Source organism: Klebsiella sp. PCX, from assembly GCF_021869705.1.
Lineage (GTDB): Bacteria > Pseudomonadota > Gammaproteobacteria > Enterobacterales > Enterobacteriaceae > Klebsiella > Klebsiella quasipneumoniae.
In genome coordinates this window covers 2,471,216-2,493,711 of the sequence record NZ_CP091527.1, presented here as the reverse complement: position 1 = coordinate 2,493,711, position 22,496 = coordinate 2,471,216, and the positions used below count along the sequence as shown (strand labels likewise).

The 22,496-nt window shown below is 60.0% G+C and carries 24 protein-coding genes; 13 read left to right on the top strand and 11 right to left on the bottom strand.

The features are described from left to right. Nucleotides 1-52: 52 nt before the first annotated feature. From GQR96_RS11770 to GQR96_RS11750, 5 genes are all read left to right on the top strand, one after another. The gene (locus GQR96_RS11770) at nucleotides 53-1,240 is read left to right on the top strand and encodes an MFS transporter (RefSeq protein WP_043519545.1); all 1,188 of its coding nucleotides are present in this window, start codon (nucleotides 53-55) and stop codon (nucleotides 1,238-1,240) included. Nucleotides 1,241-1,469: 229 nt separating this feature from the next. Next, nucleotides 1,470-1,760 carry a hypothetical protein gene (locus tag GQR96_RS11765; RefSeq protein ID WP_004205945.1) on the top strand — a complete coding sequence of 97 codons (291 nt, stop codon included), beginning with the start codon at nucleotides 1,470-1,472 and terminating at the stop codon, nucleotides 1,758-1,760. Nucleotides 1,761-1,962: 202 nt separating this feature from the next. After that, entirely contained in the window at nucleotides 1,963-2,724 is a 762-nt protein-coding gene (gene tam / locus GQR96_RS11760) for a trans-aconitate 2-methyltransferase (protein WP_065697134.1), read from the top strand. Nucleotides 2,725-2,885: 161 nt separating this feature from the next. Further along, the gene (locus GQR96_RS11755; protein ID WP_049115607.1) at nucleotides 2,886-3,206 is read left to right on the top strand and encodes a carboxymuconolactone decarboxylase family protein; all 321 of its coding nucleotides are present in this window, start codon (nucleotides 2,886-2,888) and stop codon (nucleotides 3,204-3,206) included. Beyond that, complete coding sequence (locus GQR96_RS11750; RefSeq protein ID WP_004205951.1) at nucleotides 3,197-3,577, top strand: tautomerase family protein; 381 nt, start codon at nucleotides 3,197-3,199, stop codon at nucleotides 3,575-3,577. The genes GQR96_RS11755 and GQR96_RS11750 overlap by 10 nt, the downstream gene beginning before the upstream one ends. Before the next feature lie 209 nt (nucleotides 3,578-3,786). On the opposite strand, the gene GQR96_RS11745 is transcribed toward GQR96_RS11750, so the two are convergent. The 7 genes from GQR96_RS11745 to sad all read right to left on the bottom strand — a co-directional run bounded on the left by GQR96_RS11745 (nucleotide 3,787) and on the right by sad (nucleotide 10,964). After that, a complete protein-coding gene (locus GQR96_RS11745) occupies nucleotides 3,787-4,233 on the bottom strand; it encodes a GNAT family N-acetyltransferase (protein WP_004205953.1) in 447 nt (148 codons plus the stop codon). 258 nt (nucleotides 4,234-4,491) lie between these two features. Next, nucleotides 4,492-5,943 carry a tagaturonate reductase gene (locus GQR96_RS11740; RefSeq protein WP_049003684.1) on the bottom strand — a complete coding sequence of 484 codons (1,452 nt, stop codon included), beginning with the start codon at nucleotides 5,941-5,943 and terminating at the stop codon, nucleotides 4,492-4,494. A 113-nt stretch (nucleotides 5,944-6,056) separates the two neighbouring features. Next, the gene (locus GQR96_RS11735; protein ID WP_049003686.1) at nucleotides 6,057-6,587 is read right to left on the bottom strand and encodes a GNAT family N-acetyltransferase; all 531 of its coding nucleotides are present in this window, start codon (nucleotides 6,585-6,587) and stop codon (nucleotides 6,057-6,059) included. A gap of 77 nt (nucleotides 6,588-6,664) precedes the next feature. Then, nucleotides 6,665-8,089 (bottom strand): GGDEF domain-containing protein, encoded by a 1,425-nt coding sequence (locus tag GQR96_RS11730; RefSeq protein WP_048294837.1) that lies wholly within the window; start codon nucleotides 8,087-8,089, stop codon nucleotides 6,665-6,667. Between the two features lie 114 nt (nucleotides 8,090-8,203). Then, a complete protein-coding gene (locus GQR96_RS11725; protein ID WP_004205959.1) occupies nucleotides 8,204-8,572 on the bottom strand; it encodes a DUF4186 domain-containing protein in 369 nt (122 codons plus the stop codon). Next, nucleotides 8,572-9,498, bottom strand: a complete 927-nt coding sequence (gene glsB / locus GQR96_RS11720) for a glutaminase B (protein WP_004205960.1) — start codon at nucleotides 9,496-9,498, stop codon at nucleotides 8,572-8,574. The genes GQR96_RS11725 and glsB overlap by 1 nt, the downstream gene beginning before the upstream one ends. A gap of 80 nt (nucleotides 9,499-9,578) precedes the next feature. Further along, a complete protein-coding gene (gene sad, locus GQR96_RS11715; protein WP_065697132.1) occupies nucleotides 9,579-10,964 on the bottom strand; it encodes a succinate-semialdehyde dehydrogenase in 1,386 nt (461 codons plus the stop codon). Between the two features lie 106 nt (nucleotides 10,965-11,070). Here sad and GQR96_RS11710 point away from each other — a divergent pair, with 106 nt between their 5' ends. Then, the gene (locus GQR96_RS11710; RefSeq protein WP_017900362.1) at nucleotides 11,071-11,949 is read left to right on the top strand and encodes a putrescine utilization regulator PtrR; all 879 of its coding nucleotides are present in this window, start codon (nucleotides 11,071-11,073) and stop codon (nucleotides 11,947-11,949) included. Here GQR96_RS11710 and GQR96_RS11705 read toward each other — a convergent pair. Beyond that, nucleotides 11,903-12,385, bottom strand: coding sequence for a GNAT family N-acetyltransferase (locus GQR96_RS11705; protein ID WP_065697131.1), 483 nt, complete (start codon nucleotides 12,383-12,385; stop codon nucleotides 11,903-11,905). The genes GQR96_RS11710 and GQR96_RS11705 overlap by 47 nt on opposite strands. A gap of 145 nt (nucleotides 12,386-12,530) precedes the next feature. Between GQR96_RS11705 and GQR96_RS11700 the strand changes: the two genes are divergently transcribed. Then, the gene (locus GQR96_RS11700; protein WP_017900360.1) at nucleotides 12,531-13,475 is read left to right on the top strand and encodes an L-lactate dehydrogenase; all 945 of its coding nucleotides are present in this window, start codon (nucleotides 12,531-12,533) and stop codon (nucleotides 13,473-13,475) included. Nucleotides 13,476-13,496: 21 nt separating this feature from the next. Here GQR96_RS11700 and GQR96_RS11695 read toward each other — a convergent pair whose 3' ends face one another. Genes GQR96_RS11695 through GQR96_RS11685 form a run of 3 tightly spaced genes read right to left on the bottom strand, consistent with a single transcriptional unit; the run spans nucleotide 13,497 to nucleotide 16,474 of the window. Then, a complete protein-coding gene (locus GQR96_RS11695) occupies nucleotides 13,497-14,258 on the bottom strand; it encodes a DeoR/GlpR family DNA-binding transcription regulator (RefSeq protein WP_048324158.1) in 762 nt (253 codons plus the stop codon). A 1-nt stretch (nucleotide 14,259) separates the two neighbouring features. Further along, nucleotides 14,260-15,246 (bottom strand): D-threonate 4-phosphate dehydrogenase, encoded by a 987-nt coding sequence (locus GQR96_RS11690; protein WP_065904757.1) that lies wholly within the window; start codon nucleotides 15,244-15,246, stop codon nucleotides 14,260-14,262. Next, nucleotides 15,239-16,474: a D-threonate kinase gene (locus tag GQR96_RS11685; RefSeq protein ID WP_065697128.1), complete on the bottom strand. Its 1,236-nt coding sequence runs from the start codon at nucleotides 16,472-16,474 to the stop codon at nucleotides 15,239-15,241. Before GQR96_RS11685 ends, GQR96_RS11690 begins: the two co-directional genes overlap by 8 nt. Before the next feature lie 174 nt (nucleotides 16,475-16,648). On the opposite strand from GQR96_RS11685, the gene GQR96_RS11680 reads away from it, so the two are divergent. The 6 genes from GQR96_RS11680 to GQR96_RS11655 all read left to right on the top strand — a co-directional run bounded on the left by GQR96_RS11680 (nucleotide 16,649) and on the right by GQR96_RS11655 (nucleotide 22,496). After that, nucleotides 16,649-17,797, top strand: a complete 1,149-nt coding sequence (locus tag GQR96_RS11680; protein WP_060655797.1) for an iron-containing alcohol dehydrogenase — start codon at nucleotides 16,649-16,651, stop codon at nucleotides 17,795-17,797. A 14-nt stretch (nucleotides 17,798-17,811) separates the two neighbouring features. After that, nucleotides 17,812-18,696 (top strand): dihydrodipicolinate synthase family protein, encoded by an 885-nt coding sequence (locus GQR96_RS11675; RefSeq protein WP_065904759.1) that lies wholly within the window; start codon nucleotides 17,812-17,814, stop codon nucleotides 18,694-18,696. A 76-nt stretch (nucleotides 18,697-18,772) separates the two neighbouring features. Then, on the top strand, nucleotides 18,773-20,182 hold the full coding sequence (locus GQR96_RS11670; RefSeq protein ID WP_048324146.1) for a sodium:solute symporter family protein: 1,410 nt from the start codon (nucleotides 18,773-18,775) through the stop codon (nucleotides 20,180-20,182). A gap of 3 nt (nucleotides 20,183-20,185) precedes the next feature. Beyond that, nucleotides 20,186-21,352 carry a sialidase family protein gene (locus GQR96_RS11665; protein WP_057215137.1) on the top strand — a complete coding sequence of 389 codons (1,167 nt, stop codon included), beginning with the start codon at nucleotides 20,186-20,188 and terminating at the stop codon, nucleotides 21,350-21,352. Beyond that, nucleotides 21,349-21,822: a NanQ anomerase/TabA/YiaL family protein gene (locus tag GQR96_RS11660; protein ID WP_048324142.1), complete on the top strand. Its 474-nt coding sequence runs from the start codon at nucleotides 21,349-21,351 to the stop codon at nucleotides 21,820-21,822. Before GQR96_RS11665 ends, GQR96_RS11660 begins: the two co-directional genes overlap by 4 nt. Further along, nucleotides 21,819-22,496, top strand: coding sequence for an SDR family NAD(P)-dependent oxidoreductase (locus tag GQR96_RS11655; protein WP_065697124.1), 678 nt, complete (start codon nucleotides 21,819-21,821; stop codon nucleotides 22,494-22,496). Before GQR96_RS11660 ends, GQR96_RS11655 begins: the two co-directional genes overlap by 4 nt.

Genomic DNA, 22,496 nt, shown 5'->3' with positions numbered 1-22,496 from the left:
CTTCTCGCGGCGCGCTATGCTAAACATCCCTATGTATTAACCCTTTATCCCTATGAGCACTTCCGTCAGCACCACGCAGCTTAATTTGCGCATCATTTCGATCGTTGTTTTTACCTGTATCTGCTATCTCTCGATTGGTCTGCCACTGGCCGTTCTACCGGGTTATATTCACTATCAGCTGGGCTACAGCACCTTTGTCGCCGGTATTGTGATCAGTCTGCAGTACATCTCCACGCTAATAAGCCGGCCGCACGCCGGGCGCTATACCGATATCTGGGGGCCGAAAAGAGTGGTTAGCCTCGGGATCGTCTGCTGTCTGCTTAGCGGCGCCTTCACGCTGCTGGCGGTAATGTTGCAGACGATGCCCATGCTGGCGATTGCCGCGCTGTTGGCGGGCCGGGTATTTCTTGGCGTCGGCGAGAGCTTTACCGCCACCGGAGCCACCCTCTGGGGGATCAAAACCGTCGGCGCGATCCATACGTCACGGGTGATCTCGTGGAACGGCGTGGCGACCTATGTGGCGATGGCGGTGGGCGCGCCGCTGGGGGTCACCCTTAACCACTATTTCGGCATCAGCGGCTTTGCCACGGTGGTGGTGCTGGTCGCCGCCATCGGCCTGCTGTTCGCCCGCACGCGGCAAGACGTCAGCGTGACCGCCGGTGTCAGAGCGCCCTTTCACGCGGTGGTGCGCAAAATCTGGCCTTATGGCCTGGGGCTGGCCTTTGGCACCGTCGGTTTCGGCGTTATCGCCACCTTTATCACCCTCTACTTTGCCGCGCACAGCTGGCAGGGCGCCGCGTTTACCCTCTCGCTGTTCAGCGTCGGCTTTATCTGTGTTCGCCTGGTGCTGGGGAATACCATCACCCGCTATGGCGGAGTCCCGGTCTCCCTGGCCTGCTTCGTCATCGAATGTCTCGGCCTGCTGCTTATCTGGCTGGCGCCATCAGCCTGGGTGGCGGGCATCGGCGCCTTCCTTACCGGCTCGGGTTTTTCGCTGGTCTTCCCGGCGTTGGGGGTTGAGGCGGTAAAACAGGTGGAAGAGCAAAACCAGGGGACCGCCCTCGGCACCTACTCGGCGTTCCTTGACCTCGCGCTGGGGCTGACCGGGCCGCTGGCCGGCTGGGTCGCCGGCTACTACGATCTCGCCACCCTGTATCTGCTGGCGGCGATCGTCGTCGTGTTCGCTTTCCTGCTGATTTTACGCGTACATCTGCAACAGCGGGCAGCGGTCAGGACGTAGCCAGGCCCGGATCGCGGATCGCCGCGGGCTGCCGACACCGGCAAAAAACGAATCGGCAATTGACGACGATTCGGCTTCCGTGCCAACATCCCCCTCAGCGTCTGGCGACAGATGCAAGGACGGTGGCGGAAAACAACAGAGATCGCGCAACGATCCAGCCCGCCGCCGTAGTCCAATCCGAATCACTGACCCACACGGTGAATTCCTGATTCTGGCGGGAAACACAGACATGCACCAAAGTTTTAATCAGCGCGTTCATTTCTATTACTGCGTCCTGGTCGCGCTGAAGATGCACGGAAAGTCGAAAAAGTCGGGCGGTATCCGAGGAAAGAACAACTTTCTGCTGAAATGGCTGCGCCGGGCGCAGGATAACAACATTTTCCATCCCGATATCACCAGTGAAATCGAATGGCTGCGCGGGAAGATTATTCAGGCCGGCTACGATACCGATCTCGAGCCGATGCTGGATTTTGTTTACGCCACCGCCAGCCGCGCCGAAGCGCTGAAGAACGCCGAATAAGCCACTGCGCCCGCTGCGGGCGCAGATGCTGACCAATCCGCTTCCCCTCACAATGTGCCCATACCGCACGCGATAGCCTGCTGATGCCATTTTATCTGTGACAGTGTCACGCTGCCAGATGCTGCAGGGGATCATTTCCCCTGACAGGCGGCCCTGGGCGTTCTATGCTTTGCCCTGTCTCCCTCACACAGGACAACGCCCGATGGCTGACTGGAATCCTTCGCTGTATCTGCAGTTTGACGCTGAGCGCACCCGCCCGGCGGCTGACCTGCTTTCCCGTATCGCTCACCTGCAGGTTGAGAGCGTCGTTGACCTCGGCTGTGGGCCGGGCAACAGTACCCGCCTGCTGCGTGCCGCCTGGCCGCTGGCGGCGATCGTCGGTATCGATAACTCCCCGGCCATGCTGGACCAGGCGGTGCGGGCCTTACCCGACTGTGAGTTCATCGAGGCCGATATCGCCAGCTGGCGGCCTGCGCAACCGCCAGACGTGATCTATGCCAACGCCTCGCTGCAGTGGCTGGCGGATCATGAGACGCTGTTTCCGCATCTGGTGAATCAGCTGGCGGATAACGGTACGCTGGCGGTGCAGATGCCGGATAACTGGCAGGAGCCCTCCCATACTCTGATGCGTCAGGTCGCCGGCGAGCTGGGATTGCCGGACCGCGGCCGCCAGCCCTTGCTTCCGCCGGACGCCTGGTACGATCTGCTCACCCGTCAGGGCTGTGAAGTTGATATCTGGCGCACCACCTATCTTCATCCGCTCGCTTCTCATCAGGCGATAGTCGACTGGCTGCAGGGCACCGGATTGGGACCTTATCTGACGGACCTCGATGAGCAGGCCAAAAGCGCCTTTCTGACCCGCTATTTGGCATCGTTGGCCGACCACTATCCGTTACAGTGTAACGGAATGGTGCTTCTACGCTTCCCACGTCTGTTTATCGTGGCGCGAAAAATAGCCGCCTGAGGGTTGCCTTGAGCGTGGCGTAAAACATAACCAATACATAAGCAAGTCGAGCCAGCAAACATTCCTGTTTTTCAGGATCAATTATCCTGAACATTGCGATATTCAACACATTCCTCAGCGTGCGACAGTGACGACCACTTCAACCTGTAACGGGAGTCACCATGGATACCACCCCTGTCGATCGCCACACGCTGGCTGCCATTGCGCCAAAACTGGCAGAACTGACCGAAACGGTGCTGTTTGGCGATATCTGGGCGCGCAGCGAGCTGTCGCCCCGGGAACGCAGCTTAATCACCCTCTCCGCCCTGACGGCGCTGGGCAAAACCGAGCAACTGCCCTGGCATATCGCCTACGGCTATCAAAATGGCCTGAGCCAGGAGGAAATTGTCGAATTATTTACCCACCTGGCGTTCTACGCCGGCTGGCCGGCGGCGGCCAGCGCCCTGACCTGCCTGAACGCGCAGGAGGCGCCATGCCTCTGACCCGAATTTCGCTTGGTACGGCATGGCGTCCCGCGGAGTTTGCTCAGCTGTCGGCGCTATTCCATGAGTGCCTGGTGGCGGAGTTTGCCGTGCCGCCGGCGGACAAATTTCAGTTTATCGAGCAGACCGCCGACGGGCAGCGCATTTACGACCCGCATTATCTTAGCGGCGGTCGCAGCGATCGCTTCGTGCTGTTTCATATTTTCGCCGGAAAACCGCGCCGCCGGGCGCAGAAACAGGGTCTCTATCGTCGGCTCTGCGCGCGGTTAGCCGATGAGATGGCGGTCAGCCCGCAGGACGTGATGGTGGTGATCCAGTTTAACCAGCTGGAGGACTGGAGTTTTAGCGCCGGCAAAATGGCGGGTGAATAAGTCAGGCGGCGCCTGCAGGGGCGCCGCGATTCAGGCTATTTAGTTGCTACCAGGCGAGATGATGCACCAGTGACAGATCCCAGGCCGTCGCCAATAGCGAAAGAAACATTATCAGATTGACCACTGTTTCGAGACGTTTTTCCATCGTTGCTTCTCCTGAGCCTGTTTCCCCTGTTATAGCGGGAAAAGCTTAACAGCATCTTATCGCTTCAGGAGTCAAGGGTGATCCTGTAGCGTACATAATCGTCAGCTGGGGTGAATTCATCATACAGGTGGCGGGCGGGATTATCACGGCGAGTATGCCAGTACAGACGTGACCAGCCTTGATCAGCCCCTTCGGTTTGCAGCGACTTAATCAGCGTTCTGGCAATGCCTTGTCCGCGGAAGGCTGGATCGACGAACAGATCCTCCAGATAGCAGATTGGCGTGGTGACCCAGGTGCCTTCGTGCAGAATGCAGATAGCGAATCCCACCACCGTATCATTCACCACTGCGACCCTGCCCAGCACGGGTGAGTTCACGTCCAGCATCCGCTGCCAGGTGCATTCGGTCACCTCTTCCGGCTGCGGACTGCCGTAGAAGTGGGTATAGCCTTCCCAGAGCTGAAGCCATTCGGCTTTGTCATGCGGCCGTACTTCCCGGATATCGATGACCATGCGAGTTTCCTTACAGATGAATGAATTAGCCTGCGAACATTGGCAGGAACCAGGTATTAAGGCCATTATTTTCCTGCGCAGATATTTGTTCAAGCGGCTTAACCATAATTCCCGCCTGCGCAGGGCGATTTGGCACTAAAAAGCCTTTTGCAGCGGGGCTGCTGACCGGCTCTATCGGGACAATAAAAAAGTATGTTGTAACTAATTTGAGTGCCAATAAACCCGGCAGCAGCCGGGTGAAGAGAAGAGACTTCGCTATCAGCAGAGCGGCCTGACGGCGTCGCGCATCCCGCGGGTCAGAATAGCGTCAAGGTCAGCGGCGACCTGATCCACCAGTCCGGGGATCTGGCTTAGATCCTGCTCCCAGTGGGACTCCACGCTGAGCACAGCGGAAACCAGCTCGCGGGTGCTTATCTGACCGTCGCGATGGCGGGCCCAGAGCGTCTGGTAGCGCGTCAGCCAGTCAGCATCATCCTGTACCGGATAGCTTGTCCCCTCCCGCTCTCCTCGGTAGAAGGCAATCAGCGCCGCCAGCGCGAAGGTCAGGCGCGGCGGCAGCGTGCCATGCGCCTTCTGCCCTGCCAGCAGCTGCGGCAGAATACGGGTGCGGTACTTGGTCATCCCGTTGAGGGCGATCGAGAGCAGCTGATGTTTGATATAGGGATTGCGGAAGCGCCCGGTCACGGCGCTGGCGAATGACACCAGCTCATCGCGCGGCAGGTCCAGCACCGGAATAATCTCGTCATAAATCGCTTTTTCGACAAACGCGCAAATCTCCGCGTCGTTCATCGCTTCGCCGACGGTGTCGATTCCAGCCTGGAAGGCCACCGGCACCAGGGCGGTGTGCGCCCCGTTAAGGATCGCCACTTTGCGCTCTTTATAGGGCTTGATATCGTCGACGATACGCACATTCAGCGGCAGCTTATCGAGACGCAGCTCGCTGGCCAGCGAAGCGGGCCCCTGGATAACAAACAGATAGAAGTGCTCGGCGGTATCGAGGAAAGCGTCTTGATAGCCGGTTTGCGCCTCCAGAGCCGCCACTTCATCGCGCGGATAGCCGGTCACAATGCGATCCACCAGGGTGGAACAGAAGGTGTTCGCCGAGGTGAGCCAGTTGATAAAGTCCTGCGGCAGCTGCCACTCGGCGGCATAGCGCAGGACCAGGGCCTGCAGCGCCTCACCGTTATAATCGATCAGTTCGCAGGGGATAATCACCCATCCCTTATCGGCTGCGCCGGCGAAATGCTGGTAACGCTCAAACAGCAGGCGGGTTAGTTTCGCCGGATAGCTGACCGGCGGCGCGTCGTCAAACCGGTCCCCGGCATGGTAGCTGATGCCTGCCTCGGTGGTATTGGAGAAGACAAACCGTATCTCCGGGTTATGCGCCAGACGTAAAAAAGCGTCGTAGTCAGCGTAAGCGCTGATTTCGCGATTGACCGATCGGATCAACCGCGCGTCGCTAACCGCTTCGCCCTGCTCGTTGAGACCACGGATAATGGTGGTATAGAGGCCGTCCTGGGTGTTCAGCGACGGTGGAAAATCCGTGTCAATGGGGCGAACGACCACGATGCCCGCATTCAGGTCGGTATGCTCGTTGAGCAGGTCGATCTGCCAGTCAACGAATGCGCGCAGGAAGTTGCCTTCACCAAACTGGACGATACGGTCAGGGTACTGCGCGCCGGGGAAATCACGACGGTTTAATGTTTTCACAATGGGTTCCCTCTAATAGTAGTCATACAACCTGAGTAATTGGTCCAATAAGTTATCAGGTTTTACGACCACTGAAACCCTGTTTTGATCAAAGCATTCTGCAATAGCGGCCGTCAGGGCAGAAACTTATAGAACAGCGAGGTGGCAGTCATCTTGCCGTCTGGCATCAGCGCATAGCGCGGAATTTCCCCCACTTTTTCCCAACCGCAGCGAACATAGAACTGCTCCGCCCCGCTGCCGGTCGCCGTGTCCAGCACCAGCACTGTCTTCCCTTCCCGACGAGCGGTTTGCTCCAGCTCCGCCATCAGCGCGTTGGCAATACCCTGGCGGCGGGCATTTTGGTGAACCAAAAGTTTGGCGACATCCGCACGATGCGGCTGATTTTCCGGCTGGCTGATAATCAGCTGCACGGTGCCGACGGGGCGCGCGTCAGCGTCAAGGGCGGCCAGCACGATGCGCTCCCCGGCCGCCACGCTGTCAGCGGTACGTTGCCAGAAGGTCGTCGCGGTTTGCAGACTAAAAGGCAGCATAAAGCTCACCGAGGCGCCGCCGTTAACGCAGCTGGCCAGGATATCGCTTAATGCCGGAAGATGATGAAGAATATCGTCACGCGACAGCGTGCGTAATGAAAAGGATGTGGTCATAAGAGCTCCCTGTTATCGACCACATCACTATGTTTTTAACCAAAAATTAACACAAGAGAGATCCTGATAGGATTTTCTTATGGCGCACTTTCGGTGAGCGCCGGCATACAGATGCGGTTACGGCCGGTCTGTTTGGCTTTGACCATTTCATCATCCGCCGCCAGCAGCAGCTGGTTAAACAGTTCGGTAATGCGGGCGTGGCCCACCTCGCGGGTCTCCAGTCCCATACTGATGGTCAGATGGATCGGGTTCTGACCGAGGCCGAAGGATTGCGACTCCACACCGTGGCGGATCTTCTCCGCCAGCACATAGCCCTGCTGAGCGCTGTCGACGACGGCGGCCACGGCAAACTCCTCGCCGCCGATACGGGCAACCATCCCCTGCTCGCCCACCAGGTGTCGAACCTGCTGGGCAAACTGGGTCAGCACGCAATCGCCGCCTTCATGGCCCAGAGCATCATTCACTCGCTTGAAGCCATCGATATCCAGCACCATCACCGTCAGCAGCTTATCTGCCGGCAGCGCCTGGCGCTTCAGCGCCTCGCTCAGCCCGGAACGGGAATAGACGCGGGTCTGGAAATCAAAATCAGCGCGCAGGGCCAGCTGCTTCACCAGCATGTTAATCGCCTCGACGCTGGAGGCGACGATCACCGGGCTTATCAGCATAGCCGCGATCCCCAGGCGGGTGGAGAACAGCTGCCACGGCTGCATTCGCGTATCCGGCGAAAAGTGAATTAACGAGTTGGCCACCAGCAGTATCTCGCCGATGCCGGTGAGAAAGGTCAACAGGCAGGTCAGCGGCAGCGGATAGCGCACGGCGCACCAGATCAGGGCCGGTAACGGGAAGGTAATGCTGCCGGCGCCGCCCACCGCCACGCCGAGGGCAATCGACAGCACCAGCGCCAGCGCTGGCAGCAGCTGGTGAAAGCGAAAACCGCTTAACGCGGATGGCAGCGTCAGGGTCAGAATAAACGGCAGGATAAGCACCGCCGTCGAGAACTGCTCGCTAAACCAGTCCGCCAGCTGGGGAATAAAGGTGGCGCGCTCGACGTCCACCGACCCCAGCGCGCCGACCGCTGCGCACAGCAACGCGGCTAACAGACAGAAACAGAATAAATTAAGCGCGTTAATCGGGCCTGGCATGGAATCGGCGCGTCGTTTATCCCACAGCACCAGCTGTGCCAGGGTCACAATAAATACAATATTGGAGAAGTTAATCAGCAATGAGGCAAAGCCCATTCCCCAGCGCGAGGTTAATCCGTCATAGACCAGCATTGCCGCAAAGCAGACGGCATAAAAATAGCTGCGATTAAGCCATACGTAGCGCGCAAAAATCCCGGCCATCACGGCGTTGAGCGGCCAGAAGAAAGAGAGCTCCTGCACCAGACGCAGCATGGCGCCCAGAAAATGCAGCAGTAGTGTTAACGTAAATAAGACCAGTGCATCGCGCACGGGTTGTTCTTCACGAAACAGCGTAAATGACCGAATCGACAGTGAAGACATTCAGTAATTATCCGTCTAATTGTTTCAGGCAATTATTATGTTAATAGTTAGTTAGCGGATTATCATAACATGAGAATATTTATCAGGCATACTCCGGCGCCGATCAAATGCAAATTAGCGCACAGACGGCGCGTTCATCTGCAGCACCAGCCAGCGGTGGATCACCTGCACAATATAGCGCTGTTCCTGCTCGCTCAGCGCGCGGCCGTGGGGAATGGCGTGCCATTTTTCCAGGCAGCCGCGACAGCAGGTGGCGGTCGCGTGCTGGGCGATAAACACCGGGTGACCGCGCATCGGCGTCTGCTTGCCATCATTGGCCGGCGCGGCGGATGCCAGCCGCTGGCGAATGAAATCGGCGGCGTGCTGGTCGATGACCTCCGGTCCCTTATCGAGACAATATTGCCGCTCTTTCATCCCCAGCCGGAAGCGCGAACGAAACGTCGAGCGCGCCAGACGAGCAAACAACCGATCCTGATCGACCATCAGAACACCGACCTCCCCAGCCGCTGAGTCAGTTTCTCCAGCAGCGCCACCCCGGCCAGCGAGTTACCCGCCTCGTCAAGCTCCGGGCTCCACACCGCGATCGCCATCTCCTGCGGCACGATCGCCACAATTCCGCCGCCGACGCCCGATTTCGCCGGCAGCCCCACGCGCCAGGCGAACTCGCCGGCGTTCTGGTACATGCCGCTGGTCATCATCAGGGCATTCACCTGACGGGACTGAATAGGCGCGATAACCGGCTTTTCCAGGTGCGGGGCGATGCCGCGGTCGGCGAGGAAGAGAAAGGTTCGCGCCAGCTCGACGCAGCTCATCTCCAGCGAACAGTAATGAAAATAGTTCTGCAGCACGGTGGTGACGTCGTTATGGAAGTTGCCGAAGGATTTCATCAGCCAGGCGATGGCGGCGTTGCGTGCCGAATGTTCAAACTCAGAGCGGGCCACCAGCGGATCGTAGGCGATATCGGCCACGCCGCTGAGGCGGCGGACTATCTCCAGCATCCGCTGGCGCGGCGCGCTGAGCCGGCTCTGCAGCATGTCGCAAACCACCAGCGCCCCGGCGTTGATAAACGGGTTGCGCGGTTTACCCTGCTCGATCTCCAGCTGCAGCAGCGAGTTAAACGGCTGGCCAGAGGGATCTTTCCCCACCCGCTGCCAGATCTCTTCTTCCTGATAGTGGTTCATGGCCACCACCAGACTCAATACTTTGGAGATCGACTGGATGGAGAATCGTTCATGCGCATCGCCGGCGGCAAAATGTTGCCCGTCCACTGTACTGATAGCGATGCCAAGCTTGTCGCCGCTGACGCTGGCCAGCGCCGGAATATAATCCGCCACTTTACCGCGGCCAATCAGCGGCCTGATTTCTGCCAGAATGGCTTCCAGCATTGCGTTATTGATCACCGTCGCCACACGCGGCTCCTTGCCCACCGTCGAATTTTGGTGGGCGAGTATAGCAGACGAGAACGACGGTCGTCAGGGGCAAACGCAGATTAGCGACGGTCTTTCCAGACGGTCTGCGCATTGCAGAACTCGTGCAGACCAAAATGCGACAGTTCACGACCAAAACCGCTCTTCTTCACGCCGCCGAAAGCCACCCGGGCGTCGCTGGCGCAGTAGCCGTTAAGGAAGACGCCGCCGCACTCCAGCTCGCGGGCAAAGCGCTGAGCCTGCGCTTCGTCGGTGGTGTAGACCGTTGCCGACAGGCCAAATTCGCTGTCGTTGGCGAGGGCCAGCGCGTGGTCCGCATCTCGGGCGGTGGTCAGGGTCGCCACCGGACCAAACAGTTCCTGGCGGAAGCCGGTCATTCCGGCGGTGACGTTGCCCAGGACCGTGGGCGCGTAGTAATTGCCCGCCCCTTCGATTTTCTCCGCCCCCAGCAGCAGGGTCGCGCCTTCATCGAGGGTCGCCGTGACCTGCTGGTGCAGTTCATCGCGCAGATCGAATCGCGCCATCGGCCCGACGTAATTCTGCTCGTCGCGCGGATCGCCCATCTTCAGCGCCGCGACGGCGTCGACAAATTTGCGGGTGAAGGCTTCGGCAATGCCGGCTTCGAGGATAAATCGTTTCGACGCGGCACACACCTGGCCGCTGTTCTGATAGCGGCCGGTGACGGCGGCCTTTACCGCTTCATCCAGATCGGCGTCGTTCAGGACGATAAAGGGATCGGATCCCCCCAGCTCGAGCACGCATTTTTTCAGCGCTGCGCCCGCCTGAGCGCCAATCGCTTTTCCGGCGCGGACGCTGCCGGTGACGGTCACCGCCGCGATGCGGTCGTCATTGATAATCTGCGAAACGCCGTCATTGGTGGCATTGACCCAGCCAAAAACCCCCTCCGGCAGGCCGGCGGCGGCAAAAATTTCGCCCAGCAGACGGGCGCTGCCCATTACGTTATTGGCATGCTTCAGCAGGTAGCTGTTGCCGGCCAGCAGGATCGGCACCGCGCCGCGCAGCACCTGCCAGACCGGGAAATTCCACGGCATCACCGCCAGAATGGCTCCCAGCGGACGATATTCGATCACCGCCTGGTTATTTTCCACCTGGGTGGCTTCGGTCGCCAGCATCGCCGGGCCATGTTCGGCATACCAGTCGCAGAGGTTGGCGGATTTCGCCACCTCGCCGCGAGCCTGAGCAATCGGTTTGCCCATCTCGAGCGTGATCGTCTGGGCCACCTCTTCACCGCGGGCGCGCAGCTCGGCCCCAATGCGGCGCAGCGCGTCGGCGCGTGCGGCGAGCGGCGTCTGACGCCACTGGCGATAACCCGCCGCGGCGAGAGCGATAGCCGCGTCGACCTCGCGTTCGCTGGCCCACGGCAGCGAGGAGACCACCTCACCGGTAGTCGGGTTGACGGATACGGCGTGCGTTGCAGATAAATTCATCGTTATTCTCTCTCTCGTTGCTTGCGAAGTGAGCGTATTCTGGCTTACCTTTTCATTCATTGAAAATGAATAATATTAAGCAACGCATTCACAAAAGAAGAATGGTATGGACCTGACTCAACTTGAGATGTTTAACGCTGTCGCCAGCACCGGCAGCATCACCCAGGCGGCGCAAAAAGTGCATCGTGTGCCGTCCAACCTCACCACCCGCATCCGCCAGCTGGAGGCTGATCTTGGCGTTGAGCTGTTTATTCGCGAGAACCAGCGGCTGCGCCTCTCCCCCGCAGGCCACAGCTTTTTACGCTACAGCCAGCAGATCCTCGCCCTGGTTGACGAGGCGCGAATGGTGGTGGCGGGCGACGAACCCCAGGGGCTGTTCTCTCTCGGTTCGCTGGAGAGCACCGCGGCGGTGCGGATCCCCACCACCCTGGCCCACTTTAATCAGCGTTACCCGAAAATTCATCTCGCCCTCTCCACCGGCCCCTCCGGGACGATGATCGACGGCGTGCTGGAGGGAGCCCTGAGCGCCGCGTTCGTTGATGGACCGCTGGTGCATCCGGGCCTGGAGGGGCTGCCGGTGTTCCCTGAAGAGATGATGATCGTCGCCCCCTACGGCCACGCGCCCATCGCCCACGCCAGCGAAGTGAACGGGGCAAATGTCTACGCTTTTCGCGCCAACTGTTCCTACCGCCGGCATTTTGAGAGCTGGTTCCATGCCGACAGAGCGACCCCGGGGAGGATCCACGAGATGGAGTCTTACCACGGGATGCTGGCCTGCGTGATCGCCGGCGCGGGCCTGGCGTTGATCCCGCGCAGTATGCTGGAAAGTATGCCCGGCCATCAGCAGGTATCCGCCTGGCCGCTGGCGGAAGAGTGGCGCTGGCTCACCACCTGGCTGGTGTGGCGCCGGGGCGCCAAAACCCGCCAGCTGGAGGCGTTTATAGCGCTGCTGAACGAAGATCGGCGAACAGCGGTTTCTCCATAAACACGCTGAGCGGATCGGGCTGGTAAGGGGCAAACGCGCAGCGGGTCTGATAGCCGTTGCGCGTATAGAGGGTGATGGCCGCATGCTGATGGATGCCGGTCTCCAGGCGCAGAGTATGGCAGTCGCGCTGCCGCGCTTTCTCCTCCAGGACCGCCAGCAGCTTTTCTCCCAGCTGCTGTCCGCGGTGCTGTGGATCGATATAGACCCGCTTCATCTCGCCAAAACCTTCAGCGCTGAGGACGATAGCCCCGCAGCCAACGGCTTCGCCCTGCGGACTGCGAATCGCCAGGGCGATCACTGTCTCTGGCGGCAGCTGGCCGAGGTCCAGCAGATGGTTGCTCTCTGCCGGGTAGAGTGTCTCCTGCCAGGCGTCGAGGGCGGCAATCAGGGCGGTAAATTCGGCGTCGGTGGGGGCGATGTCGGTAACGGTATACATAGGTGAGCTCCTTTTTTTATGCCACTGTAGCGCGCCTCAGGACGGTTTCCGCCATAGCATTAACTTATATTGCCGCCAACCACTTGCGCTAACTCACTGAAACACAGTAATTTTATCCCCTGCCGTTCGTTTTTGAGAGCTGAATATGCACACCAAAGCCCGTAAAGTGATGATTATTGGCGCCGGCAACGTCGGCGCGTCGGCGGCCTACGCGCTGCTCAATCAGAGCATCTGCGAGGAGCTGATCCTCGTCGACATTAACCAACAGCGCGCCGAGGCACACGCTCAGGACCTCAGCGATGCCGCGGCCTATCGGCCGGGGATGATGACCATCTCTACCCGGGAGGCTAGCGACTGCGCTGATGTCGACATCGCGGTGATCACCGTCTCCGGCGGTGCGCTGCGTCCAGGCCAGAGCCGACTGGATGAACTGACCACCACCGCGAAGATAGTGAAGCGCATCGTGCCAACGATGATGGCCAATGGGTTTAACGGCATCTTTCTGGTGGCCACGAACCCCTGCGACATCATCACCTGGCAGGTATGGCAGCTCTCCGGCCTGCCGCGCAGCCAGGTGCTGGGCACCGGCGTCTGGCTGGATACCACCCGCCTGCGCCGTCTGCTGGCGCAGGAGCTGAACATTGGCGCCCAGAGCATCGACGCTTTTATCCTCGGCGAGCACGGCGACACTCAGTTTCCGGTTTGGTCGCACTCCTCGGTGTATGGCTCGCCGATAGCCGACCTCTACCAGCAGCGCACCGGCCGGCCGCTCGACCGCGAGGCGATGGCCGACAAAGTGCGTAAGCTGGGGTTTGAGATCTACGCCGGGAAAGGCTGTACGGAATATGGTGTGGCAGGCACCATCGCCGAGATCTGCCGTAATATTTTTACCGGCAGCCACCGCGCGCTGGCGGTCTCCTGCATTCTTGACGGTGAGTACGGGGTCTGCGGCGCGGCGGCTGGGGTGCCGGCGGTGCTGGCCCAGGGGGGCGTGGAGCAGATTATCGAACTGCGGCTGGCCGACGAAGAGCAGGCGAAGTTCAGCCAGTCGATTGCGGTAATCAAAGCCAATATCGCGCGTCTGCCCTGATGGCAGACGGCGACGTCTGGTTCAGTCGGCAATGATCAGCTGTGGGGAAAGGGTCACCAGCGCCTCGCGGGTCGCTTCCGGCAGGTGGCTGTCGGTAACGATATCGGTCAACGACTCCAGCGGGGCAATGTTGAACAGTGACCAGGCACCGTATTTCGAGCTGTCCGCCAGCAGGATGCGCCGGCGGGCATTGGCCATCAGATCGCGCTTCAGGGCGGCCTTCTCTTCCGTCGGGGCGGTGATCCCTTTCTCAAGGTCCCAGCCGTTGCAACTGACGAAGGCGAGATCGGGCCAGATGGCCTGCAGCAGGCGGCGGCCGTGATCGCCAATGCACGACTGGCTGCTGTCATCGATGCGGCCGCCGATAATCGTCACTTCAATCTGCTTAAACTCCGACAAAAACAGGGCGATATGTAAATCGCTGGTGATCACCCGCAGCGGCAGATGGGTGATCTGCCGCGCCAGTTCAATCATGGTGGTGCCGGCATCAAGCACAATGGCGTCGCCGGCTTTCACCAGCGCTGCCGCCGCGCTGGCGATCGCCTGCTTTTCCAGCGGGCTGCGCTGGGCTTTCTCCAGCGTCGTCGGCTGGGCAGGAATAAACCGGTTTAACGTCACCCCGCCATGCGTGCGGCTGATCACCCCTTCCTGATCGAGTTTGATCAGGTCACGGCGAATGGTGGCCGGCGAGGCGTTGGTCGCCGCCACCAGCTGGTCGACTGTCACCAGATTATGGCTTTTCAGGAAGTCCATAATCTGCTCTAACCGGTTATATCCCTTCATGTTATTCCTGCGCGATGTGCATGGCGAGCTCAATGGAGGTTGCCATGCTCTCAGACTTCGCTTTACCTGTCCAGGCAATATCAAACGCGGTGCCATGATCCGCAGAGGTGCGGATAAACGGCAGCCCGGCGGTGATATTCACCCCATCATAGAATCCCAGCAGCTTCAGCGGGATGTGCCCCTGGTCGTGATACATCGCCACCACCATGTCGTACATCCCCTCATGACACTGCATAAACACCGTATCCGGCGGACAGGGGCCGGTCACCTCCACGCCCTGCGCCCGCATGGCGGCCACCGCGGGGGCGACGATGCGGATCTCTTCATCGCCAAACAGGCCGTTCTCCCCGGCGTGCGGATTCACGCCGGCCACCGCAATGCGCGGACGCGGATAGCCGACGCGGCGCAGAAAGCGATCCGCCACGCCAATCACCGTCTCAATCCGCCGCTGGTTGAGTGTATCGAGGAACTGGCGCAAGGAAATATGGGTCGTGATATGGATAACTTTAAGTTTCTCGGTATACAGCACCATGGCGTAATCTGTAGTCTGCGTCAGGTGGGCCAGCAGTTCGGTATGGCCGGGATAAGCGTGCCCGGCGAGATGCAGCGCCTCTTTATTCAGCGGTGCGGTAGCGATGGCCGCGACCGCGCCCTCCAGTGCGAGGGCGGTCGCCCGTCTGATGCAACGAAATGCCAGATCGCCCGCCTGAGCCTGGACTTCACCAGGATGCAGCCCCTGCGGATCGCTGAGCGGTTCATCGATAACGTTAATCGTCGCCGGGGTAAATACTGCTTCGGAGGGATGGTCGATTATGCGCAGCTCCACCCGCGGCGTGATATTCAGCGCCAGGATCCGCCGCAGCGTCTGCGCGCAGCCTACCACCACCACCGGCGCGCCGCTCAGCGCCCCCTCGGCGAGGGATTTAATAATAATCTCCGGACCAATACCTGCCGGGTCGCCCATTGTGACTGCAATCATTTTAGACACTCAGTTTCTCCTCAATAAAATTCACAACATGTAACAGCGTGGTGTCGGTGCCGAATCCTCCGGCTTTGGTCATCACCGGCCGCGACCAGCGGCCACCGAGAAAATGTCCGTAAGGAACGCAGGCCGCCACCCGGCCACGGATCTGGAAACCGCTGGCACCCAGCGCGTGCGCGACGGCGATGGCTACATCACCACCGGAAAGATACAGCGCGCCCGGAGGGCACTGCGCCACCGCCTGCGCCGTGACGTCGGCAAGCCAGGCGCAGATGCGCTCTCCGTAGGCCGCGCGGCTGAGGCCATGTTCGCGACACTGGGCTTCAATCCCGTGCCGGGCGGCGTGATTCGGGCGGGTGGTCACCACGCAGTGCTGCCCCTCACGCAGCACCTCGGCGATCCGCGAGGCTTCCTCCTTCGGCGATCCGCTAAAGGCCTGTTCGACATCAATTTCAATCTTCCTCACTCGGGAATGAGCCTGCAGCGCAGCGACCTGGCGCTGCGCCATCTCGCTCATCGAACCAACCACCGCCAGCAGAGGCCCCTGCTCGCTGCGGCGAAGGCGGCGGGCCAGCGCCTCGCAAAGTCCCGCCGAGCCGACCAGCAGCGTCTCTCGCGCATGGGGCGCGACGGCGTCGATCACCTGATCCAGTTGGCTGTCTTCCCAGGCGTCGACAATCAATACTCGCTTCTCCTCGCCCGCCATCGCTAATGCCGCCGGGAGCTGGGTAGCGTTCAAGGTCAGACAGGGAAGACGGCTCTGCATGGCGATAATTTCGCTAATCTCCGCCCGGCTCACCGGCGTTTTCGGGTCGCTGGCAAATTCGGTCTGATCGAGGGCCACCCCATACACATAGCAGCGTCCGTCACGGGTATGCCGCCCGGCCGCCGGATACGCCGGCGCCACCACCGCCACCCGGCAGTTCTGCACCGCCATCATGGCCTCCAGCTCGGCACCGGGGTTCCCGCGCAGCGTGGAGTCGATCTTCTTTACCTGCCAGTGCGGGACGAATGTCGCTGCGTCGCGCAGCAGAGCGGTGACCTTGTCCGCCGCTGCGGCGGCGGTCATCGCCCGGCTGTCGCTGTTGAGAATTAATGCCCGCACGGAGGACGTCTGCCCGGCGGTGAATGCCACTTCCACCGCCATTCCCGCCTCTGCGAGGCTGACCCCGGCGTCATTGGCCCCGGTAAAGTCATCCGCCAACACCAGCACGTTGTTATTGCCGTCGTTCATTGTCCTGCCTTGTGGTCGATGAAATTATGAATTGATTATATTCAATCATAATTGATTAAATGTGAGCAAGCTCAAGTTATTAATCCGCCGTATAAATTATAACTTTTCCCCACCAGACGAGTTCCATAACAAACGAATGATTGAAAATAATCAATTGCTACCAAGGAGAAACGCGTGGCGACGATACACAGCACGATTATCAGCGGGGCGGGTGCCTCATCGGCTCTGCTCCCGTTATTGGCCGGTAAAACCTCTATCCTGCTGGTGACCGACAAGAACGTCGGGGCGCTGGAAGCAACCCAGGCGATCCATCGTCTGCTGGCGGCTGAGGGGCGTGTAGTTGAGGTCATTGACACGGTACCGGCCGAGCCCAGCCATCACGATGTGGCGCAGATCGTCAGCCAGCTCGACGCCAGCCAGCCACAGTTAGTTGTTGGCATCGGCGGGGGAAGCGTGCTGGATGTAGCAAAATTGCTGTCCGTACTTCTGCACCCTGAGGCGCCCGCTCTGACGGCCCTGCTGGCAGGCGAGCAGCCGCAACGACGGATCGGCTCATTGTTAATCCCGGCCACCGCCGGGACCGGCTCCGAAGCGACGCCGAACGCCATTCTGGCAATCCCCGAGCAGCAGACCAAAGTGGGGATCATCTCCCCGGTGCTCCTGCCGGACTATGTCGCCCTGCTACCGGAGCTGACCACCAGCATGCCGGCCAGCATCGCGGCGTCGACCGGCATTGATGCCCTGTGCCATCTGCTGGAGTGCTTTACCTCCACCGTCGCCAACCCGGTAAGCGATAACGCCGCGTTAATCGGTTTGCACAAGCTGGTGCGCCATATCGAACGCTCGGTGAATCAGCCGCAGGATCTGACGGCGAAGCTGGAGATGCTCTGGGCCTCGTGGTACGGCGGCGCGGCGATTAACCATGCGGGCACCCACCTGGTACATGCGCTCTCCTATCCACTCGGCGGCACCTGGCATCTGCCGCACGGAGTGGCCAACGCCATTCTTCTGGCGCCCTGTATGCGGGTGATCCGCCCCCACGCGGTGGTGAAATTTGCTCAGGTCTGGGATCTGATCCCCGACGCGGATCGCACGCTCAGCGAGGAAGAGAAATCCCATGCGCTGGTCGCGTGGCTGGCGGCGCTGGTCAAACGCTTACCGCTGCCCGATAACCTCGCCGCGCTCGGCGTGCCGCAGGAGAGCATTCCCGCCCTCAGCGCGGCGGCGCAAAACGTTAAACGCCTGATGAACAATGCCCCCTGCAGCGTCAGCCGCGAAGAGATCGCGGCCATCTACCAGACGCTGTTTCCAGAACATGCCTAACAGGAGAAAGTAAAATGAGGAAAGCTATCAGCGGCGTACTGACCGCCATCGTCACCCCCTTTACCGTCGAGGGCGCGCTTAACCTGCCAGCGCTACGCCAGCAGGTGCAGCGCCAGATCGCCGCGGGCAACGGTATTTTCTGCGGCGGCACCAACGGCGAGTTTTTTGTCCTCAATGAGGAAGAGAAGATCGCCGTCGCCAGAACCTGCGTGGAAGAAGCGGCCGGTCGCGTCCCGGTGGTGGCCCATATCGGGGAGGTTTCCACCCGAGAGACTCTCCGGCTGGGCCAGCAGATCGCCCGCCTCGGGGTTGATGCGGTATCGGCCATTACCCCGTGGTTCGTGCCCTTGAAGCAGGAAGAACTGATTAACCACTATACGGCGATCGCCGACGCGCTGAGCGTCCCGCTTTTTCTTTACAACATTCCCGCCCGCACCGGGAACACCATTGCCCCGGAGACCGCGCGTCAGCTGGCCAGGCACAAGAATATTGTCGGCATTAAGGATAGCGCCGGCAGCTACGACAGCCTGAAAGGTTTTCTCGACGCGGTGCGCGATATCGACGGTTTCGACGTTCTGAACGGACCGGACTCGCTTATCCATCAGGGATTTGTCGACGGCTGTTCGGCGTGCATCTCGGGGCTTGCCAACGTCGCGCCCGCGGAAATTAACGCCATCTGGTCGCGCTTTCACGCCGGGGATATCGTCGGATCGCGCCAGGCCCAGGAGCAGGTAACGGGCCTGCGCACCGATCTGTATAAAGTGGCGTTCTCGCCTGCGGCGGTGAAGAAAGCTCTGCAGCTAATGGGTCATGAGGTGGGCGACAGCCGCTACGCGGTGCAGTTCAGTGACCAGCAGCTGCAGGAAATTCGCGGCATCATTGCCCGTTATTTAGCGTAATACCCGCTGCGTTTCGTAAATAAAACAGACCGGGTACCGTCGTACCCAGGATTCGTACGCCCAGAGAGAGGCTAAGATGAATCATTTTACCGCTGAAGATACCTTTATTATTGTCGGCATTGTCATTGCCTATATTCTGTTTACCACCTGGCTGACATTCCGTATTCGTAGTAAAAATTCCGGGGATTTTATGGAAGGCTCGCGCGCCATGCCGGCCTTAATTGTCGGTATATTACTGATGTCGGAATATATTGGTGCCAAATCAACCATCGGTACCGCTCAGGCCGCCTTTGAGAGCGGCATTGCCGCTTCATGGTCCGTGCTGGGGGCAGCCATCGGTTTCCCGCTGTTCGGTTTGATTCTGGTAAAACGCATCTATAACACCGGGAAAATCACCATCTCCGGCGCTATCGCTGAGAAATATGGCACCAGTACCAAAAATATCATCTCCCTGATCATGATTTATGCGCTGTTGCTGGTTAACGTGGGCAACTACGTCAGCGGCGCCGCGGCTATCTCCACCGTCTTAAAAGTCAACTTACCCGTGGCCGCCTTTATTACCGCCATCGTCAGTACCTTCTATTTCGCTTTCGGCGGCATGAAAGGCGTCGCCTGGGTCACCATGTTACACAGCGCGTTAAAATACGCCGGACTGCTGATCATTCTGGGTTTTGCTCTGTCCAAAACCGGCGGCTTCACGCCGATGATTGAGAATATGCCGGATTACTACTGGACGTGGGATGGCAACATTGGCGCTGGCACCATCTTCGCCTGGCTTATCGGCACCATCGGCTCCATCTTCTGCACCCAGTTTGTTATCCAGGCGATCAGCTCCACCAAAGATGTCCGGTCAGCAAAGCGTTCCACCTGGATCGCCTTCTTTTTCTGCCTGCCCATCGCCCTTGCCATCGCTATCATCGGCGTGGCGGCGAAATATCTGCATCCGGAAATCAACAGCCTGTACGCCCTGCCGGTATTTCTGCAGGACATGAACCCGTGGCTGGCGGGACTCGTGACAACGTCACTTGTGGCCTCGATATTCGTCAGCGTTAGTACCGTTGCCCTAGCCATTGCCTCGCTGGTGGTGAAAGATTTCTACGTGCCATGGCGTAACCCGACCCCGGACCAGGAGTTCAGAGCCACGCGCTGGGCATCGTTAATTATCGGCTTCCTGCCGCTGGTCTTTGTGCTGCTGGTGCCGGAAGTGCTGAAACTCTCCTTCTTCACCCGCGCCATACGCCTGTCCATTACCGTGGTGGCGGTTATCGCCTTCTACGCACCGTTTTTCCGGAGCACCCGCGGCGCCAATGCCGGTCTGATCGGCGCCTGCGTGGTGACCTCCGTTTGGTATTTACTTGGCGATCCGTTCGGCATCAATAACATGTATGTCGCCCTGGCGACCCCGGCGATCATTATGGTCCTCGATCGCTTGATCCCGAATAAATCACAATCATCTCCTGCCCCTGTTGAGCAACGTGGAGTCTAAAACATGACCACAATACCTTCTTTCGACGGCGTCATTCGCCAGCACCCACAAGATGAACATATCGCATGGGCGATGCTCCCCTGCGCCTGCCCGCAAAATCATGCCGCCAACCTGCTTCAGCTGAAAGATGGCAGCCTGATGTGCGTCTGGTTCGGCGGCTCGCAGGAAGGGAAAGCCGACATTTCGATCTGGGGATCGCGGTTAGCCACCGACAGCGATCGCTGGAGCGAAGCGGTTAAGCTCTCTGACGATCCTGACCGCTCGGAACAAAATCCGGTGCTGTTTCAGGCGCCTGACCAGGTAGTGTGGCTGTTATGGACGGCGCAATACGCCGGCAACCAGGATACCGCCATTGTCCGCTACCGCCAGTCACATGACGGCGGGCAAAGCTGGGGTCCCATCGACACCCTGTTGGATCAGCCCGGTACCTTTATTCGCCAGCCGATTAGCGTCATGCCTGACGGCAGCTGGCTGTTGCCAGTGTTTTACTGCCGCACCGAACCAGGCGAGAAATGGGTGGGTAACAATGACGTCAGCGCGGTGAAAATCTCCTCAGACGGCGGCATAAGCTGGCGTGACGTGGCAGTCCCGGAGAGCCTTGGCTGCGTCCATATGAGCATCACCCCGCATCCCGACGGCGGACTGGCGGCCTTCTTTCGCAGTCGCTGGGCGGATCATATCTGGTTCAGCCACTCCAGCGACCAGGGTGAAAGCTGGTCTGCGCCGGCGCCCACGACGCTGCCGAACAATAACTCGTCCATTCAGGCGACAACTCTCGACAATGGCGAACTGGTGCTGGTGTTCAATAATATGAGCGCCGCCGGAGCCACTGAACGTCGTGCCTCGCTGTACGATGAAATTGCGGATGACGATGGCCGTAAGGAGCCGGAAACAACCGGGAAAAGCGCCTTCTGGGGCGCGCCACGCGCGCCGATGACGGTGGCGATTTCACCCGATGGCGGCAAAAGCTGGCCGTGGTTGCGCAATCTTGACGAGGGTGACGGCTACTGCATGACCAATAATTCGGAGCAGAAGCTGAACCGGGAGTTCTCCTACCCCAGCATCAAACAGGGAGCAGACGGTAATTTGCATATCGCCTACACCTGGTACCGCCAGGCGATCAAGTATGTTCGCGTTTCGCCACAGTGGGTGAAAGGAGAAAGCGCATGATTATCGGTAATCTGCAGGCGCTGCAGCAGGCTGGCCTGCCGCCGGCGTTAAACCAGCTTTTGAGCAGCGAGGTCTGCTCGCTGGCCGCCCTGAGCGCCAGAGAGGATGGCCGGTTCCAGCCCGACGGCGCGCCGTGGTTCTGCACCCTCAGCGTGGTGCAAACCCAGCCCGCGGCCGAGCGGCATACGGAATATCATCGCCAGTGGGCGGATATTCAGGTCATCCTGGCCGGCGAGGAGCGGATCCAGGCGGGCATGGCTCCCGCGATGCGCCCGGAAGATAATGAGATTAAGCCCGACCTCTATATCTGTCAGCCGGCCCCGGAGAGTGTCTCTATTCTGCTGCGTCCCGGCGACTTCGCGGTCTTTTACCCCGGCGAACCGCACCAGGCGCTGTGTGCGGTTTCGACGCCAGCGCCGGTCAGAAAGGCGGTATTCAAGATCCCGGCGGCGATGCTGGAGGCGCGATGAAGCAGGCAATTGTAACCGGGGCCAGTTCCGGGATCGGCGCCGCGGTGGTGAGGCAGTTGCTGGAGGACGGCTGGCAGGTGGTCGGCATGAGCCGTTCGCTGCCGCCCTTCTCACAGCCGAACTTTCGCCATCTGACGGTCGACGTCAGCCAACGCAGCGCGCTGCTGGCGGCGCTGGAGCAGATTGAGCCTCCTCAGGCCATCATCCACGCCGCGGGCTCGATGACCGCCGCAACCCTGGGCAATCTGGATCCACTGCACGGCGAGTCGCTGTGGCGTTTACATGTCGACGCAGCCCAGATGCTGGTCAATCACTTCGCCCCGGCCATGAGGCCGGGTGGGCGGATTGTTCTGCTGGGAAGCCGTACATCACGTGGCGCAGCGGGTCGTTCACAGTATACGGCCACCAAAGCCGCGCTGGTCGCCCTTGCCAGAAGCTGGGCGGCAGAGCTGGCGCCCGCTGGGGTGACGGTCAACGTGGTGGCGCCCGGGGCAACCGATACGCCGATGCTCCGTCAGCCCGGCAGGGAAAGCTCCCCGCCGCAGCTGCCGCCGCTGGGGCGGCTCATTACCCCGCAAGAGGTGGTCTCGCTGATAAGCTGGTTATTGAGTGAGGGCGCATCGGCGATGACCGGACAGGAGCTGGTGATGTGCGGTGGCGCCTCCCTCGCCTGA

Excerpts from the sequence above, each read along its gene's own strand:
- GQR96_RS11695 (WP_048324158.1), bottom strand. The coding sequence starts at position 14,258 with ATGAAGGGATATAACCGGTTAGAGCAGATTATGGACTTCCTGAAAAGC.
- GQR96_RS11670 (WP_048324146.1), top strand. The coding sequence starts at position 18,773 with ATGAATCATTTTACCGCTGAAGATACCTTTATTATTGTCGGCATTGTC.
- GQR96_RS11750 (WP_004205951.1), top strand. The coding sequence starts at position 3,197 with ATGCCTCTGACCCGAATTTCGCTTGGTACGGCATGGCGTCCCGCGGAG.
- GQR96_RS11665 (WP_057215137.1), top strand. The coding sequence starts at position 20,186 with ATGACCACAATACCTTCTTTCGACGGCGTCATTCGCCAGCACCCACAA.
- GQR96_RS11725 (WP_004205959.1), bottom strand. The coding sequence starts at position 8,572 with ATGGTCGATCAGGATCGGTTGTTTGCTCGTCTGGCGCGCTCGACGTTT.
- GQR96_RS11735 (WP_049003686.1), bottom strand. The coding sequence starts at position 6,587 with ATGACCACATCCTTTTCATTACGCACGCTGTCGCGTGACGATATTCTT.
- GQR96_RS11730 (WP_048294837.1), bottom strand. The coding sequence starts at position 8,089 with ATGTCTTCACTGTCGATTCGGTCATTTACGCTGTTTCGTGAAGAACAA.
- GQR96_RS11765 (WP_004205945.1), top strand. The coding sequence starts at position 1,470 with ATGCACCAAAGTTTTAATCAGCGCGTTCATTTCTATTACTGCGTCCTG.
- GQR96_RS11675 (WP_065904759.1), top strand. The coding sequence starts at position 17,812 with ATGAGGAAAGCTATCAGCGGCGTACTGACCGCCATCGTCACCCCCTTT.
- GQR96_RS11660 (WP_048324142.1), top strand. The coding sequence starts at position 21,349 with ATGATTATCGGTAATCTGCAGGCGCTGCAGCAGGCTGGCCTGCCGCCG.
- GQR96_RS11705 (WP_065697131.1), bottom strand. The coding sequence starts at position 12,385 with ATGTATACCGTTACCGACATCGCCCCCACCGACGCCGAATTTACCGCC.
- GQR96_RS11685 (WP_065697128.1), bottom strand. The coding sequence starts at position 16,474 with ATGAACGACGGCAATAACAACGTGCTGGTGTTGGCGGATGACTTTACC.
- GQR96_RS11770 (WP_043519545.1), top strand. The coding sequence starts at position 53 with ATGAGCACTTCCGTCAGCACCACGCAGCTTAATTTGCGCATCATTTCG.
- GQR96_RS11700 (WP_017900360.1), top strand. The coding sequence starts at position 12,531 with ATGCACACCAAAGCCCGTAAAGTGATGATTATTGGCGCCGGCAACGTC.
- tam (WP_065697134.1), top strand. The coding sequence starts at position 1,963 with ATGGCTGACTGGAATCCTTCGCTGTATCTGCAGTTTGACGCTGAGCGC.
- GQR96_RS11745 (WP_004205953.1), bottom strand. The coding sequence starts at position 4,233 with ATGGTCATCGATATCCGGGAAGTACGGCCGCATGACAAAGCCGAATGG.
- GQR96_RS11655 (WP_065697124.1), top strand. The coding sequence starts at position 21,819 with ATGAAGCAGGCAATTGTAACCGGGGCCAGTTCCGGGATCGGCGCCGCG.
- sad (WP_065697132.1), bottom strand. The coding sequence starts at position 10,964 with ATGAATTTATCTGCAACGCACGCCGTATCCGTCAACCCGACTACCGGT.
- GQR96_RS11755 (WP_049115607.1), top strand. The coding sequence starts at position 2,886 with ATGGATACCACCCCTGTCGATCGCCACACGCTGGCTGCCATTGCGCCA.
- GQR96_RS11710 (WP_017900362.1), top strand. The coding sequence starts at position 11,071 with ATGGACCTGACTCAACTTGAGATGTTTAACGCTGTCGCCAGCACCGGC.